The sequence below is a fragment of the Chelatococcus asaccharovorans genome (assembly GCF_003201475.1).
Classification (GTDB): domain Bacteria; phylum Pseudomonadota; class Alphaproteobacteria; order Rhizobiales; family Beijerinckiaceae; genus Chelatococcus; species Chelatococcus asaccharovorans.
In genome coordinates this window covers 245063-261696 of the sequence record NZ_QJJK01000005.1, presented here as the reverse complement: position 1 = coordinate 261696, position 16634 = coordinate 245063, and the positions used below count along the sequence as shown (strand labels likewise).

Annotated in this window: 10 protein-coding genes; all 10 read right to left on the bottom strand. The window is 67.1% G+C overall.

Annotated elements, in window-relative coordinates:
- Position 1: 1 nt before the first annotated feature.
- The 10 genes from addB to hslV all read right to left on the bottom strand — a co-directional run bounded on the left by addB (position 2) and on the right by hslV (position 16435).
- The gene (gene addB / locus C7450_RS13395; protein ID WP_110374947.1) at positions 2-3196 is read right to left on the bottom strand and encodes a double-strand break repair protein AddB; all 3195 of its coding nucleotides are present in this window, start codon (positions 3194-3196) and stop codon (positions 2-4) included.
- A gap of 2 nt (positions 3197-3198) precedes the next feature.
- Positions 3199-3897, bottom strand: coding sequence for a nucleotidyltransferase family protein (locus C7450_RS13390; protein ID WP_245449740.1), 699 nt, complete (start codon positions 3895-3897; stop codon positions 3199-3201).
- A gap of 126 nt (positions 3898-4023) precedes the next feature.
- Positions 4024-5685, bottom strand: coding sequence for a tRNA (adenosine(37)-N6)-threonylcarbamoyltransferase complex ATPase subunit type 1 TsaE (gene tsaE, locus C7450_RS13385; RefSeq protein ID WP_110374945.1), 1662 nt, complete (start codon positions 5683-5685; stop codon positions 4024-4026).
- A gap of 34 nt (positions 5686-5719) precedes the next feature.
- A complete protein-coding gene (locus tag C7450_RS13380) occupies positions 5720-8272 on the bottom strand; it encodes a sensor histidine kinase (protein ID WP_245449700.1) in 2553 nt (850 codons plus the stop codon).
- Positions 8273-8586: 314 nt separating this feature from the next.
- Positions 8587-9996, bottom strand: coding sequence for an adenosylhomocysteinase (gene ahcY / locus C7450_RS13375; RefSeq protein WP_110374944.1), 1410 nt, complete (start codon positions 9994-9996; stop codon positions 8587-8589).
- Between the two features lie 373 nt (positions 9997-10369).
- Complete coding sequence (trpS, locus tag C7450_RS13370; RefSeq protein ID WP_110374943.1) at positions 10370-11410, bottom strand: tryptophan--tRNA ligase; 1041 nt, start codon at positions 11408-11410, stop codon at positions 10370-10372.
- Between the two features lie 154 nt (positions 11411-11564).
- Positions 11565-13112: a murein biosynthesis integral membrane protein MurJ gene (gene murJ / locus C7450_RS13365; protein ID WP_110374942.1), complete on the bottom strand. Its 1548-nt coding sequence runs from the start codon at positions 13110-13112 to the stop codon at positions 11565-11567.
- Positions 13113-13435: 323 nt separating this feature from the next.
- Positions 13436-14755, bottom strand: a complete 1320-nt coding sequence (hslU, locus tag C7450_RS13360; RefSeq protein ID WP_110374941.1) for an ATP-dependent protease ATPase subunit HslU — start codon at positions 14753-14755, stop codon at positions 13436-13438.
- 10 nt (positions 14756-14765) lie between these two features.
- The gene (locus C7450_RS13355) at positions 14766-15851 is read right to left on the bottom strand and encodes a hypothetical protein (protein ID WP_245449698.1); all 1086 of its coding nucleotides are present in this window, start codon (positions 15849-15851) and stop codon (positions 14766-14768) included.
- Positions 15851-16435, bottom strand: coding sequence for an ATP-dependent protease subunit HslV (hslV, locus tag C7450_RS13350; RefSeq protein WP_110375136.1), 585 nt, complete (start codon positions 16433-16435; stop codon positions 15851-15853). The genes C7450_RS13355 and hslV overlap by 1 nt, the downstream gene beginning before the upstream one ends.
- Between the last annotated feature and the right edge of the window lie 199 nt (positions 16436-16634).

Below are 16634 nucleotides of genomic sequence, written 5' to 3'. Positions count from 1 at the left end.
CTCATTCGCCGCCCCCGTCGTCGCCGCCGGTGGACCATTCGCGCACCCGCGCCAGATGGTCATAGACGCCTTCGCGCTTGGCATATTCGGCAAAGGGCCGCGAGGCAAAGCCGATCTCGCCGCTGCAGTAGCGCGACATGAGTTTCGCCAGCTGGACGGGATGCTCGGCAACGAGATCGGCGACACTGCGCGTCTCGTCCTTCTCAGGCTTGACCGGCCGCGGCCTGAGCGGCTCCTTGCCGCCGGTGGCGCTGACATAGAGGAGCTCGATCCGGTCCGCGGGCACCGGTGCCGGTCCCTTGAAGCCTCCGGCGACGAGCATCGCGGCCTCAAGCGTCATCTGCGGTGCGAAGCCGGCGAAAACCTGCTTTGCGGACGGCACCTGCCCCGTCTTGAAATCGACGATCACCGCGCCGTCGCCGCGTTCCTCGACGCGGTCCGCGCGCCCGCGCAGGGCAAAGCTCGATCCATCCGCAAGGGCAAGGTCAAGCGCGCCGGAGATTTCCGCATGAAGCCGCGCCAGACCCGGCCGCCTACCCTCCTCCCACGCCACATAGGCCTCCGCGAGCCTCAGGAAGCGCGGCCACCACAGCGCCATCACGTCGGGATAGGCCCGATAGGGCGCGAAGACCTCCCGGCCGATGGCTGTCAGAGCGGCGAGCGCATCGGCCGGCAACGCGGCCGGGTAAGCCATGGCGAAACGGCCGAGCGCCTCGTGGACCAGATTGCCGCGATCGGCGGCGCCGGGGGGCACCGCGAGCCCTTCCAGCGGGTCGAGTTTCAGCACATGCTTGGCAAAGACCGCGTAGGGATCGCGCACCAGCGTCTCCACCTCGGTCACGCTCAGCGAACGGGGAATGAGATGGAGCGGCGGCTTCGGCCGCGGGCGGCGCAGCGTCGGCTGTGCCGGCGCCTGCTCCAGGGCCTCGGCCCAGGCGAGGATGGTGCGGCCGCGGGCCCGAACCTCCTCCCAGGCCTCAGTGCCTGCCAGCGCCCGCATGCGCTGCAGGAAGCGCGAGGGCACGGTCGGCGCGCCTTCCCGCTTCAGCGCGCGGGTGATCACGGCATCGCGGGTCCCGAGCGCCTCCACGAAGTCATGGGCGGTCTGGCCGATGCGTCGCTCCGGCGGGCTCATCCCGAGCGCCGTGCGCATGGGGCGGTTGAGGAAGGCGTCCGTGCGCACGACTGGCGGCCAGATGCCTTCATCGAGCCCGCCCAGCACGATCCTGTCGGCGCTCAGCAGGCGGGCTTCCAGCAGGCCGAAAACCTTGGCGCGGCGATGCGCGGCCTCGCCCCGGCGCAGCATGCGCTCGGCCAGGAGCCCGGCGAAGAAGGCCGGATAGTCGGCCGCGCGGCCGACGAGTTCGGCAGCCTCGGCCGCGGCGAGATCGTCGAACAGGCTCGCGAGATCGCCCCAGCCATCGGCCCGCGGCGGCTCCCGCTCCTCCTCCGGCGCGCGCGCCGAAACGGCGCGCACGGCCGCGTCATGGGCGGCGGCCATCGCGACGAGGTCAACCGGGCCATCCGCGAGGATCTGCCGGTTGAAGGACCCGAAGGCTTCCTCCATTGCGTCGAGCAGCGCGGCAATGCGGTCCCAGGCCGGTGCGCCGAGGCGCCGCAGGGGCCTGGGGCTGCGCCGGCTCGTGGCCTCGGCGCGCCGCTCGGGCAGGATCACCTTGAGGCCCGCGATGCCGGGGGGCGCCTCCGGCCCGCGCAGGAGCCCGATCTCGAACGCCTCTGCTGCCTGGCGCGCCGCCGCGAAACCCTGCCCGAAGGTCGCGTCGGGATGGCTGAGGAGCGCCAGCAGCTCCGGTGCCGCGAAATCGGCGAGTGCGGCCTCGGCCACGAGCTGGGCAAGGCCACCGGCGCGCGTGCGGCTGAGCGGCAACCCGGCCGAATCCTCCACCGCGATGTCCCAGCGGGCGAGTTCGGCGATGGTGCGTTCGGCCAGCATTCTGTCCGGCGTGACGAGCGCGACAGTCGCCCCGGGCGTCTCCAGCGCCTCGCGCATGGCGAGCGCGGCGGCCAGGGCCTCGGAACGCTCGTCCGGCGCCTCCACCAGCGCCAGGCCCGCGAGGGCCGCGCGCGTCGTGGTCGCGAAGTCTCCTGCGCCGAAGTCTCCCGTCAGGAAATCTCCCGCGCCGTCGCCCCCACCTCCCTGACGATACGCCGCCCAGACATCGGTGGTCTCGGCCGGCCGCAGGGCCTCCGCAAGGAAGGTCGCGCGGGCCATGGCCTCCGGGGAGCGATCCGCGAGTTCCCGGACGTCGGCACGGTCGACACCGATGGTTGTCATGAGCCGCTGCAGGGCAGCCTGCGGATGGCCGTGGCGGGCCTCGGCAATGGCCCGCCAGGAGGGCTCGTCGAGGCTCCGGTCGAGGCCGGGCAGGACGACCGCGCCCTGCGGCAGCCGCGACACGGCGGCGATGAGATGGGCCGTCGCCGGCACCGAACCCGTGGAGCCCGCAACGATCATGGGGGCCTCAGGCCGCTCGCGGGCGAGCCGTTCGGCATCGGCGAGGATGATGGCGTTGCGGCGGCTGACGGGATCGCTCGCGCCACGGTCCGCCAGGATCTGCGGCCAGGTCTCGGCGGCGATCTTCAGGAAGTCGAGCGTAATGCCGTAGTAGCGGGAATAGCGGTCCTCCACGAGGCTGTGCAGGCTCTCCCAGGCGATCCCCTCGGTGGCCAGCGCATCCATGAGACGGGCGAGATCACCCGCGAGGCCGAGGGCATCGGCCGGAGAAGCGGGCACCAGCAACGGCTCGTGATCGTCGAGCCGCAGCAGTGCGCGATCGACGGCTTTGGCCCAGGCCAGCACCAGCCGTGTCAGGATGAGGCGCCGCTCGGTCTCGCCGATCGCCGGGGGCAGGCCTGTGAAATCCCCCTCGCCCAGCCCGCCGAGGTCGGCGGCCAGGGCGATCTCGGCGTCATCGACATCGCCCAGCGGCACGATACGCGGCAGGAGCACGGCTCGCCCCTCGCAGCGTTGAGCGAGAAGGGTCGTCAGCGCCCGCGCAGCGCGGCGGGTGGGCAGGAAGATGGTGGTATCGGCGAGCGCCAGCGGATCGAGCGTGCCGTCGGACAGGCTGAGGCCGGGCAGGATGCGACCCGTGGAGAGTGCCTCGACCAGCGTCGGCAGGAAGGGCGCGCCGGGCGCGATGGTGAAGACCCGTGGCGCCACCGCCTCCGCCATGCCTACCTCGCGCTCGCGATGAAAGTCGCTTCGGCGAGCTTCACGGCTTGCGGCGTACCGACATGCAGCCACTGGCCATCGAGCCGCAGGCCGTAGAGGCGGCCGGCAGCGATGGCGCGGTCGAACAGCAGGTTCAGCGAGAAGGATCCGTCCGGGGTATCCGCGAACAATTCCGGCTTGGCGATGGCGACGCCGGCATAGATGAACGGCGCCAGTTCCCGCTCGCCCCTCCGGCGGAGCACGCCCGCGGGGTCCATCGTGAAATCGCCGTAGCCCTCGTCACCGATGCTGGTGGCCCCGGAGGCGAGCAGCAGCAGGATGTCCATCCGCGCCGGATCCCAGATCCGGCCCATGCGCGCGATATTGCCATGCGGCCCTTCGAGCCACAGCGAATCGGTGTTGATGATGAAGAACGGGTCCGGGCCCAGCAGCGGCAGGGCCTTCTTGATGCCGCCACCGGTCTCCAGGAGCTTGCCGCGCTCGTCGGAAATGATGATTTCGGGCGTCTTGCGGCGCTTGAGATGCTGCTCCACGAGGTCGGCGAGATAATGGACATTGACCACCGCGCGCTTCACGCCGGCGGCCGCGAGCCGGTCGAGTCCATGGTCGAGCAGGGAGCGGCCGGCGATGCGGATCAGCGGTTTCGGGGTCATTGCCGTGATCGGGCGCATGCGTTTGCCGAGCCCGGCCGCGAGCACCATGGCCGTCGTGGGCAGTTGCCCAGCCTCACGGCCGGCTTTCTCAGAAGACACTGTCGTCACACCGTCTGTCATCGTGGATCGATCTTGAGGGGCCGCCGCCTCTCCAGTCGATGAAAGGCGGGCCGGTTATGCGGAGGTCTGGGCCACAAGACCCGGCAGGCGTGCCTCATACCAGAGCTTCAGCTCCGACAACACCGGATGTGCGAGATTGCGCGCGAGATAATCCTGGAGCCGCGGCAGATGAGCCAGATATTGCGGTTTGCCATCGCGCTTGTCGAGCCGGACGAAGGTTCCGAAGAGCTTGGTGATGCGTTGCGCACCAAGAATAGCATAGGCCTCGGCGAAGCCTGCCACATCGAAGTCCGGATGGCGGGCTCGGCGCAGTTTCGCGTAATGGGCGATGAGCTCCAGCTCGAGCGCCGCCGGCACGGTCACCCGCGCATCCTGCAGCAAGGCCGCGACGTCATAGGCCGGATGGCCCAGCACCGTGTCCTGCAGATCGATGAGCCCGACCCGCGCCAGACCTTTCCGCTCCGGCAGCCAGAACAGGTTCGGCGAGTGCATGTCGCGCAGCGTCCAAGTCTGAGGGATATTGGTCTGCGGGATATCGGTCTGCGGACCATTCACCACCTGCCCGAGTAGCTCGGTCCAGATCTTGAGGAAATCCGATCTGGCCGCCGCCCCGAGCGAACCGCCACCCTGGTGCGGGGCGTACCAGTCAAGCAGCAGCTCGACCTCGATCAGCAGCGCCTCCAGATCATACGGCTGCAGGACGTGCTCGCGGCCGTCCATGACCGGCAGGACGCTCGGCAAGTCCTTGTCGTGCAGCGCGGCGAGCACGCCCACCGCCTCGCGATAACGCTCCGGGATCGGCCCATCGGCATTGACCACGGGCTCCTGGCCCAGATCCTCGACGAGAACGAGGCCCTGATCGAGATCGGCCCCATAGATCTCGGGCGCGCTGAAGCCTTGCTCGCGCAGACCCTGCGCGACTGCGACAAAGGCATCGACACGGTCGGCGAGCTTGGCCAGCTCGTGGTAGGGCCGCCCGTTGCGGATCGCTGGGCCTGCAAGCCGTGGCGGGGCGATCATCAGGATGGCCGTTTCGCCCGTGGGCTTGTGCAGGCGATCATAGAGGCGAACCGAGGCGTCGCCGTAGATGTGCTCACGCCGCGCCTCGCCCCACCCCGCCTTCTCCAGAAGGCGGCGCAGCGATTGGAGCCGCGCGAGCCGTGGCGCAAAATGGCCGGTGCCGGTGAGCCGGACGCGCCGGGCCTCGTAGTTGTCGCTGTTCACATGGGTGAGTGCGACATCGAGCCTGTCGGCGGCGAGAACGCCCGCGGCGCGCTCCGGCCATTCGACGAGCACGATCGCCTCCTCGCTCGCCTCATCCCAGCCGAGGTCCTCAAGCTCCGCCGCACTGCCGACACGGTAGAGATCGGCATGGACAACCGTACCGTGGACGGTCTCATAGAGCTGCATCAGAGTGAAGGTAGGGCTTGGCACTTCGAGATCGGGATCATCCGCGAGGATCCGGATCAGGGCGCGCGCGAAGGTCGTCTTGCCGGCACCGAGATCGCCCGACAGGGTCACGAGATCACCGGGCCTGAGCTCCTCCGCCAGAAGATGAGCCAAGGCTTCCGTTCCGGCCTCATTGTCGATGGGAAATTCCCACGTCGCCTCGGCTCTCGGGTTGTCTGCGCGCAGGAGCGCGGGAGCGGGCGGCGAAAGGAGGCTGTTGATGGTCGTCGCGGCAGCCGCGCCATCTGGGGTGTCGTCGAACGCCATTGCTGTTACCGCCGTCATGCGCGTTACACTACTCTTATTCGGCGGCGACGCGGGCGAGCCCGCCGGCTGCCGGGAAATGGCACACTACTCTTGTTCCGCGGCCCGTGCCGGATTCGAGTTCGACATGGCCGCCGTGCAGTTCCACGAAGGACCGCACGATCGACAATCCAAGGCCCACGCCGCGATGGCGTGAACCGATGGCATAGCTCTCGAACCGGTCGAAGACATGGGCCTTGATCTCGGGCGGGATGCCCGGCCCTTCATCGGCCACCGAGAACAGGATCTCGTCATCCTGCCGATAGGCTGCGACCTTGACCGTCTGCCCGGCCGCGGAAAAGCCGACCGCATTCGACAGGAGGTTGAACAGCACCTGGCGTACACGCTTGGCATCCGCGATGAACACGCCGATGCTCGGCGCCACCTCGATCTCAAGCTGGATGCTGCGCTCCACCAGCCTGTCCTCCAGCCCGCGCACCGCGGCCGCGATGGTCTCGCGCGCATCGACCGGCCCGAGATCGAGCTCGATCGAGCCGTTGTCGATCGTCGCGAGGTCGAGGATGTCGTTGATGATGGCGAGCAGCGCCGCCGAGGACTTGGTGATATGGGAGGTGTATTCGCGTTGACGCGCATTGAGCGCGCCGACCGTCTCGTCGCCCAGAAGCTGCGTGAATCCGATGATCGTGGTGAGCGGCGAACGCAGCTCATAGGACACGTGATGGACGAAGTCGTCGCGCAGGCGGGAGGTTTTCTCCAGCGCATCGTTGCGCTCGATCAGGACCCGCTCCACGTCCACCGCCGCCGTGACATCCGTGAATGTGATGAGCGTGGAACCGTCGGGCAGAGGTGCGGTAACGCAGTCGACGACCGTGCCATCCGGCCGCTTGATGCGTTGCGAATGGCTGGTCCGCGTGTCGTGCAGGCCGGTCACCGCCGCGCGCAATTCACTCCAGTCCGCGTCTTCGGAGAGATGCCCGCACAACGCCACGATCTCGTCGATATGCGGGTGCCCGGCGAGAAGGGAGGGCTCGAGATTCCAGATGGTGGCGAAAGCCGGGTTGAAGAGGGTCAGGCTGCCATCGGCGGCAAAGACGACCACGCCCTCGCGAAGTGAATCCAGCGTCTCGCCGCGCGCCCGGACAAGGGCATTGTAGCGCGATTCCATCTGCACGCGCTCTGTCACGTCATCGAACAGATAGGTGACCCCGCCCTTCGGCGCGGGATTGCCGATAACGCGCAGGGTGCGCCCATCCGGCAGGTACCACCAGTGTTCGTTCGCCTCGAGCGATTTGTAGCCCGCCAGGATCTCGTTCTTCCATACGCGAAAGTCAGCCTGCTCGGGCAGGCGACGCGCGGCGCGCAGATGATCGAGGATCTCACCGTCCTTCGGCCGGGAGTCAAGGAGCTCGGCGTCGAGCTGCCAGAGCTCGCGATAGGCCCTGTTGTAGAACACCAGCCGCTCGGTGCCGTCGAAACTCGCCACGGCGGTCGGCAACTGATCAAGCGTGCGAATATGCGCCTGCATCTGTCGTTGCAGATCAAGCCGCATGGCTTCGAGTTCGGAGACATCGGTCGCGATGCCGGCACTGCCCGCCCCGGTCGGCGCCTCCACCACGTCGAGCGTGCGCCGCTGGCCGGCCGCTACGGCCGCGATCCGCGCCTTGTAAGCGCCACCGCCAGCGCGCGCATCCTGCGACGCGGTACGGGTCGGTTCATCGAGGAGTTCCAGGCGACGTTCCAGGGCATCGCGCGCGTCGGCCGCGTCCACGGCACGGCCGTAGGCCGCATTCACCCACAGGAGTTCGCCATCCCCGGCGCGCAGCCAGATCGGCTGGGGAAGGGCATCGAGAAGCGCCTGCAGGCCCTCCAGGTCGCCGCGCGTCGTGATCAGCGCATCATGGGCGCGCACGAGTTCCAGCCGCTCGGCCGTGATCTCACGCAGGCGCAGCACGGCCTGTCCGCTGATGGCGCTGCCCTCCGCCTCGAAATAGAGGCCGGAGGCCGCGCGCAGAACGAGATGGAAGGCTGCGCCGTTGCGCTTGAGATGCCCGAGCGCGGTTTCCAGCGCCTGCGCGCTCGCCGCCGTGAGCCAGGAGCCGAAAGCCAGGATGCGGCGCGGCGCGGCGCCATCGCCGACGATGGACACGTCGCCCTCGATGACGGGGTCGTCATCCTTCCGCCCAAAGCTGATGACGACACGCCGCTCGGCCGCGAAGATCACCTCCGCGCGGTCGCAGCGCAATTGAAGCTGCGCGACCTCGACAGCCAGTGCATCCTCGCGCAGCTTCGCGCGCCGGCGCTCGCGCAGATGGAAGAGTGCCGTCGCCGCCGCAAACAGCGTAAGTCCGCCGATGACGGCGAAAGGAACAGCCGTTGCGAGATCGCTGCCATAGTTCGGCGCGCGGGCAAGCCAGCCGGCCAGCGAGAAGCCCTCAGCCACGCCGGGGGCGGGTTGGGCCATCGAGGGAACCGCGAGAACGCCGAGCGTCAGTAAGGAGACCCCGCCGCCAACGGCAGCGGCCGGCGCCAGGACAGGCCTGGAGCCGGCTTTGGCTGCGGTCTGGCCCTGCGGATGTCCGAAACGCGCCATTCTCGTCACGATCCCCCGTCTCATCGCCACGCGATTCAACCCGTTTCACTCACGATTCTGCCTGAACCGACTCGCGCGCCAAAGCGCGATATCAGCCCCCGAAATCGGCCCCGCTACCCATCACCGATCACGTCACGCCCGACCGGGGGCGACGCAAGCGGGCAGAGGGTCAATGGCCGAATCAGTTTCACTGTATCGTTTGCCAGACTCCCTCAGGAAGTGGTTAACGGACGCAAAAAAACACCCGGCCATGGAAGGCCGGGTGCTGTGTCTTTGCTGCCGATGGGGTCTCGGCCGATTTCAGCCGATTCGGATCAGTAACGATAGTGATCGGGCTTGTAGGGGCCCTGCGGCGTCACGCCGATATAGGCGGCCTGCTCGGCGCTGAGCGCCGTGAGCTTCACACCGATCTTGGCGAGATGCAGCCGCGCAACCTTCTCGTCGAGGTGCTTGGGCAGGGTGTAGACCTTCTTGTCGTATTGGCCCTGCTTCGTGAACAGCTCGATCTGCGCCAGCGTCTGGTTGGTGAAGGACGCCGACATGACGAAGGACGGATGGCCGGTGGCGTTGCCGAGATTCACAAGGCGCCCCTCCGACAGGAGAATGATGCGCTTGCCGTCGGGGAACTCCACCTCGTCCACCTGCGGCTTGACGTTATGCCACTTGAAGTTCTTGAGACCGGCGACCTGAATTTCGTTGTCGAAATGGCCGATGTTGCAGACGATCGCCCGGTCCTTCATCCCGCGCATATGCTCGACGGTGATGATGTCCTTGTTGCCGGTGGCCGTGACATAGATGTCGGCGCGCGGCAGGGCCGCCTCGATGGTGGTGACCTCGTAGCCTTCCATCGCCGCCTGCAGGGCGCAGATCGGATCGACCTCGGAGACGATCACGCGCGCGCCGGCCTGACGCAGCGAAGCGGCCGAGCCCTTGCCCACGTCACCGAAGCCGGCGACGAAGGCGACCTTGCCGGCCATCATGACGTCGGTGCCGCGGCGGATGCCATCCACAAGCGATTCGCGGCAGCCATAGAGGTTGTCGAACTTCGACTTGGTGACGCTGTCGTTGACGTTGATCGCCGGGAAGAGGAGCTTGCCGTCCTTCTCCATCATGTAGAGGCGATGCACGCCCGTGGTCGTCTCTTCCGAGACACCGCGGATCGACTGGGCGATCTCGGCGAACCAGCCCTTGGCCTTCTCGGCGAGCGTCTTCTTCAGAAGCGCGAAGAGCACCTCTTCCTCTTCCGAGGACGCCTTGTCGAGGAAGGCGGTGTCGCCATTCTCGGCACGCAGGCCGAGATGGACGAAGAGCGTCGCGTCGCCGCCGTCGTCGAGGATCATGTTCGGCACGCCGCCGCCATGCCACTCGAACAGCTTGCGGGTGTAGTCCCAGTACTCGGTCAGCGTCTCGCCCTTGATGGCGAAGACCGGCGTGCCGGCGGCGGCGATGGCGGCCGCGGCGTGGTCCTGGGTTGAATAGATGTTGCACGACACCCAGCGCACATCGGCACCGAGCGCCTTCAGGGTCTCGATGAGCACGGCGGTCTGGATCGTCATATGCAGGGAACCGGCAATGCGGGCGCCCTTGAGGGGCTGTGCCGCGCCGTACTCCTCACGGACAGCCATGAGGCCGGGCATTTCGCTCTCGGCAATGGCGATTTCCTTGCGGCCCCAATCGGCCAGCGAGATATCCTTGACGATGTAGTCCTGGGCGGCGGTGGACATGGCGCGATTTCCGTTCTGATACGATAGCGTGGCCTCTATAGCAGGCTGCGGCCAGACGCGCAATAAAGACATAAAGAAGTCTTTATATGGCTAACTGTGCGATTTGCAACGAGACGCGTGGCCCCACCCCTTACCCCTCCCCGCAAGGGGGAGGGGCGTGTCTCGCGTTGAGACCTCTGGAAATGGCGCTGGGGCTTCAAGCATCCCGACGCCCAGTTTGACGAAAATTCACTACGCCGCCGCTCCCCTCCCCCTTGCGGGGAGGGGTAAGGGGTGGGGGTAGAGACCCCGTATGACGAAAAAGCCCGGAGGGCTCATGCCGTCCGGGCTCGAATCGTCTCCGAAACAAATGATATCGTCGCGAGGCGTAGGCCTACTTCGCGCGCACGAAGCCCAGAATGTCCTTCACCGCATCGATCGTCGGCTTGGCGATGGCGCGCGCCCGATCGGCGCCATCAATGAGCACGGAATCGATATAGGCCGGGTCGTTGACCAGGCGTTTCATGTCCGCTCCGAGAGGGCCGAGCCGGTCGACGGCAAGGTCGATCAGCGCCGCCTTGAAGGCCGAGAACTGGCCGCCGCCGTATTGGCGCAGCACCTCCGTGCGGGGAATGCCTTGCAGCGCGGCAAAGATACCCACGAGGTTGTCCGCCTCCGGACGGCCTTCCAGGCCCTTCTCCTCGGACGGAAGAGGCTCGGGATCGGTCTTCGCCTTGCGGATCTTCTGGGCGATGGTGTCCGCGTCGTCGGTCAGGTTGATGCGCGAATAGTCCGACGGGTCGGACTTCGACATCTTCTTGGTGCCGTCACGCAGCGACATGATGCGCATGGCCGGGCCCTGGATGAGCGGCTCGGTCAGCGGGAAGAAGGCATCGCCAAAGCCACGCTCCGCGATCGACGCGGCATAGTCGTTGTTGAACTTCTGCGCGATGTCGCGGGTCAATTCCAGATGCTGCTTCTGGTCCTCGCCCACGGGCACGTGCGTCGCGCGATAGGCCAGGATGTCGGCGGCCATCAGGGAGGGATAGGCGTAGAGCCCCAGCGAGGCGTTCTCGCGGTCCTTGCCGGCTTTCTCCTTGAACTGCGTCATACGGTTCATCCAGCCGATGCGGGCAACGCAGTTGAAGACCCAGGCGAGCTCGGCATGTTCCGAGACCTGGCTCTGGTTGAAGACGATATGCCGCGTGGCATCGATGCCGGCCGCGAGGAAGGCGGCGGTGACCTCGCGGATCTGGCGCTTCAGCTCAGCGGGATCCTGCGGCACCGTAATGGCGTGCATGTCGACCACGCAGTAGATGCAGTCGTACTGGTCCTGCAACGGGACGAAGCGCGAAATGGCACCGAGATAGTTGCCAAGGTGAAGGTTTCCCGTCGGCTGCACGCCGGAGAAAACACGTTCCTGAAAAGCCGCCATGATGACTCCGTCAACCCCAGCCTCTGCGGATCAGCCGGCGCCTGTCGCGGATGGCCCATCCATCCCGCGCGCTGCGCCATTGCCCGCTTGAAAAAACGTGCGGCGTTATCGCAATGCGCCGGCCTCAGCGCAAGGTGCCGCGTGATCGCACAGCTCACGGGCGTCGCCATCGCAGAAACTGTGGCTCGATGGCACCAATGCCACGCGCCACACCGGCATAGAGAGCAAGGCCACTGACGCAGAGCAGGGCCAAGGCGCCTGCTTTCACAGCAAGCTGGTCCGCGATGAGCCAGGGCGCGAGCCATCGCATGCCCGCCGCAAGGCCGACACCCATGGCGAGCGCCGCGGCGAACAGCAGCGAGACGCGGCGGGCCATACCGGCCGGGAAAGCCGGGGCCACGGACCGCGCGGCGCCCCACAGCACCAGGGCATTCACGCCAAGACCGAGGCTGAGGCCGAGGCCTATCCCGGCAACGCCCATGGCCGGCTGCAAGGCGAGGCCGGCGAGGCCCGTGACGACGAGGCAGGCCATGCCGCCAGCAATCGGGATGCGCAGGGCCTCCCGGGCGAAGAACGGTTGCGCCAGCACCTTGGCAGTCGCCGCCGCCGGCAGGCCGATCGCCAGCATGCGCAGCAGCGTGGCGGTGCCGGCCGCATCCTCCGGGCCGAAGGCCCCGCGCTGGAAGAGCACGATGCTGATCGGTCCGGCCAGTATGGCCAGCGCGACCGCCGCCGGCAGCGCGAGCGCGAGCGCCCCTTCCAGGGCCCGCGCCTGCGCGATGGCTGCGCCCTGATGATCGCCGGCGGCGAGTCGCGCCGCGACGTCCGACAGCAAGACCGTGCCCACGGCGACACCGATGAGCGAGAGCGGGAGCTGCGCCACGCGGTCGGCATAGTAGAGCCAGGACACGGCCGAGGGCTCCTGCGAGGCGACCGCAGTCGCGACGACGACGGCGAGTTGGGTCGCACCGCTCGCGGCCGTCGCCGGAAGGACGCGCCGTGCCAGCCTGCGGATGTCCGGCGTCAGCCGGGGGCGCTGCCAGGTGAACCGTCCGGGATCGCGCAGCAGTGCGACGACGACGATACCGAGATGGACGAGGCCGGAGATGCTGACCGCGAGTGAGAGCCACCAGCCCTGCCGGATCGCGGTCTCCTCGTCCGGCACATCGAGCATCATGAGCACGGCAATCATCAGCACGTTCACCAGCACGGGCGCCATGGCGGCGGCCGTATAGCGCCGGTCCGCGTTGAGATAGGCGCCGATGAGCGAAGCCAGGCCCGCCAGCGCGACGAACGGGAAAGCCAGCCTGAGGTAGGTCACCGCCAGCGCGAATTTGTCCGCTTCGGCGGCGTAGCCGGCGCCCAAAGCCATCACGACCAGAGGCGCGGCGAGCTCGACCAGCGCCGTCAGCCCGAGCAGGGCGACAGATGCGCCGCTCATGGCTTGACCGGCGAAGCGCCCCGCCTCCGCCTCGCCCCGCTCCGCGCGGATACGGCTGTAAAGCGGCACGAAGCCGGCATTGAGCCCGCCTTCCCCGAACACCCGGCGCGCCACATTGGGAAGGCGGAAGGCCAGAAGGAAGGCATCCGCGGCCATACCCGCGCCGAGCACGCGCGCGATCATCACATCACGCGCGAAACCGATCAGGCGTGAGGCGATGGCGGCCAAACCGACGATGAGGCTGGAGCGAGCGAGCGACATGCCTGAGGTCTAGAGCATTTTCGAGGGAAGTGGAAACCGGTTCGCGTGGAGAAAATGCGTAGAAACAAAGACCTAGCGGGCTTAGATCAGCGGCTGATTGTTCGAGAGTTGGAACGGGCGTACCTCCCGGGATAACGCATGTCCCCCTCCGCCAGCCTGCGGCTGGCACCTCCCCCTGGAGGGGAGGATCGCGCCGTCCGTGAGCACGCGTGCCGATCCCTCCCCCGAGGGGAGGGTGGCCTTGCGCAGCGAGGTCGGGTGGGGTGTGGCTACCGCCGACCTGTCTCACGTGAAACATTCCGGCGGGCGCGCCGCTTACTACATCACAGAATGAAGCGGCTCAGGTCCGTGTTCTTGGCGAGATCGCCGACGCCGGAGCGCACATAGTCGCCGGTGATGGTCACGGTCTCCCCGCCTCTGTCCGGCGCTGTGAAGGAAATGTCGTCGAGCACACGCTCGATGACGGTCTGCAGGCGGCGCGCGCCGATGTTCTCGACGGAGCTGTTCACATCCACGGCCACCTTGGCGATGGCATCAATGGCATCATCGGCAAAAACGAGGGTCACGCCTTCCGTCTCCATCATCGCCACGGACTGCTTGATCAGGCTTGCCTCGGTCTCCGTGAGGATGCGGCGGAAATCGGCCTCGTTCAGTGGCTGCAATTCCACGCGAATCGGCAGACGTCCCTGCAACTCCGGCAAGAGGTCAGACGGCTTCGACACGTGAAACGCGCCGGAGGCGATGAACAGGATGTGATCGGTCTTCACCGGGCCGTGCTTGGTGGAGACGGTCGTGCCTTCGATGAGGGGCAGCAGATCGCGCTGCACGCCCTCGCGCGATACGTCGGCCCCGCCGCCACGGCCGGCCTCCGAGCCGCGCGCGCAGATCTTGTCGATCTCGTCCAAGAAGACGATGCCGTTCTGCTCGACCTCGCGGACGGCTTCCTGCGTGATCTGGTCCTGGTCGATGAGCTTGTCGCTCTCCTCGGCGAGAAGCGGCTCATAGGCCTCCTTCACGGTGACGCGACGGGCCTTCGCGCGACCGCCCATCGCCTTGCCGAAGATATCGCCGAGATTGATGGCGCCCATCGAGGCGCCCGGCATGCCTGACAGGTCGAACATGGAGATCCCCGGCGCCGGTGCCTGCACCTCGATCTCGATTTCCTTGTCGTCGAGCTCGCCGGCGCGCAGCTTCCGGCGGAACGAATCACGGGTCGGGGCGCTGGCATTCGGACCGACGAGCGCCACCAGCACGCGTTCTTCCGCCGCGAGATGGGCCTTGGCCTCGACGTCACGGCGCCTGGCCGTGCGCACCAGGCCGATGCCAACCTCGACGAGATCGCGGATGATCTGCTCGACGTCGCGGCCGACATAGCCCACTTCGGTGAACTTGGTCGCCTCGACCTTGAGGAAAGGCGCCCCCGCGAGCTTGGCGAGACGCCGCGACACTTCGGTCTTGCCACAGCCGGTCGGGCCGATCATCAGGATGTTCTTCGGCAGCACCTCTTCCTTCAACGGCCCCGTGAGCTGCTGCCGGCGCCAGCGATTGCGCAGGGCGATGGCGACGGCACGCTTGGCGTCGTTCTGGCCGACGATGTAGCGGTCGAGCTCGGAGACGATCTCACGGGGCGAAAAATGGGTCATGTCGGGTCAATCAGGTCACAGGGTTTGGAAGGCGAAGGGTGAGGCTCAGCGGAAGGCCCCGGAGGAACAGGCGCCGCAGGGGCTGCCAGCCGGCGCTGAGCAGAAGGATGAAGGCGCCCAGCACGAGCAGCGTCGCCGGTATCGTGAGGTCCGACGCGCCGGCGTTCTTCAGCAAGGTTTCGCAGACGAGACCGGCATAGGCGAGGCCGGATACGAGGATGGCGCGCCGATCGATAATCACGGCAACCACACCGAGCGCGAGGAAGGCGCCAAGGACAGCCACAGCCTGGCCAAAGCTAACCTGCTCGAAGTCGGCACCTATGCCGGCGAAGAGCGGATGGACGATCATCGGCGCGGCCGCGAGGTGAAGCCAGAACGCCACGTCCGTGCGGCGCGTCACCCTTGCCTTGTCGGACATGTCGAAACGCATGGCGAGCACGAAGATGGCGAGGCCGAGTACGAAGATCAGAGCCGTCAAATGCGGCCGAATGAGGCCGGGAGCGGCCGCCAGCAGACCGGCGAAAAGCGCGAAGGCAAGCGCCACCACGCCCGCCGCGACGGTGATGGGGACGCGGAAGCGCAGGTAGTGCAGGAAAGCGGCCACGCTCGTCGCCAGGGCCGCGACACTCGCGACCATGGGATAGCCATTGACAAAATCGAGGTAGTTGCCCGCGGCAATGCCGGCATCACCGGTGAGCGCCGCGAAGGCGTGGAGCAACGCGAGGAAGGTCGCACCGACGAAGACGGCGAGAAGCACGATGGAGGGCAGCGCCATGCGGCGCCGGCGCGTGAAGAATTCCGCGAGAAGCCAGGTGACGACTGTGAGTAAGGGCCAAGCCACCGCCTTCGAGAGGCCGACCGCCTCACCAAGGCGGGAACCAAAGAAAGTAACGGCTACCAGGAATAATCCCAGCCCTAGGGTCACGAAAATATCGGCGAAGCCGGTGATCAGCCGCAAAGCCTCGTCATCGGGCGTGCGCTGAGCCGCCGGCGGGCCGTCCCCGCCGAGCTCGGCCGCGAGACGGTTGAGCGCACCGGCCTGGTCGGCCGACAGGATGCCACGGCTGACCGCCGTGGCGATAACGCTCTCGTTCATCATGTCTCTATACTCTCAATCACCAGATTGCTGTTGGTATAGACACATATGTCCGCCGCGATGCCGAGCGCGCGGCGTACGATGGCTTCCGCATCGTGGTCACTGTCTGCCAACGCTCGCGCCGCGGCGAGCGCATAATTGCCTCCGGAGCCGATCGCCATGATGGCTGCTCCGTGTTGCACCTCGGGTTCAAGCACGTCGCCGGTGCCGGACAAAAGGAGGCCGACCTCCTTGTCCGCAACCAGCATCATGGCCTCGAGCCGGCGCAGATAACGGTCCATCCGCCAGTCCTTGGCGAGTTCGACGCAGGCGCGCGTGAGCTGCCCCGGAAATTGCTCAAGCTTGGCTTCCAGCCGCTCGAACAGCGTGAAGGCATCCGCGGTGGCACCAGCGAAACCCGACAGCACCGTCCCCCCGGCCAATCGGCGCACCTTGCGCGCATTGCCCTTGATGACGGTCTGCCCAAGGCTGACCTGGCCGTCGCCGCCGATGACCACCCGGCCATTCTTGCGCACCATGAGAATGGTCGTGGCGTGGAAGACGCCGCCCTGGTCGCCGTCGGGATGGGAGCTCGGATTGTGCATGCGCATGGGATCTGGCCAGCTTCTGAAAGACGAACAGGAATAGGCGACAATCGATAGGACCGTCGTCGGTTTCATGTAAGCTCCTTTTTGCCAAGGTCCAGACTTTCGCGCCGCGACCGGGCCTTGACGAGCAAAGCGTGAGGCGATGGTGGCGCGGCGCCTCGCGTCTTGCTAGAAGCAGCCGAACTGCCAAGAGAAT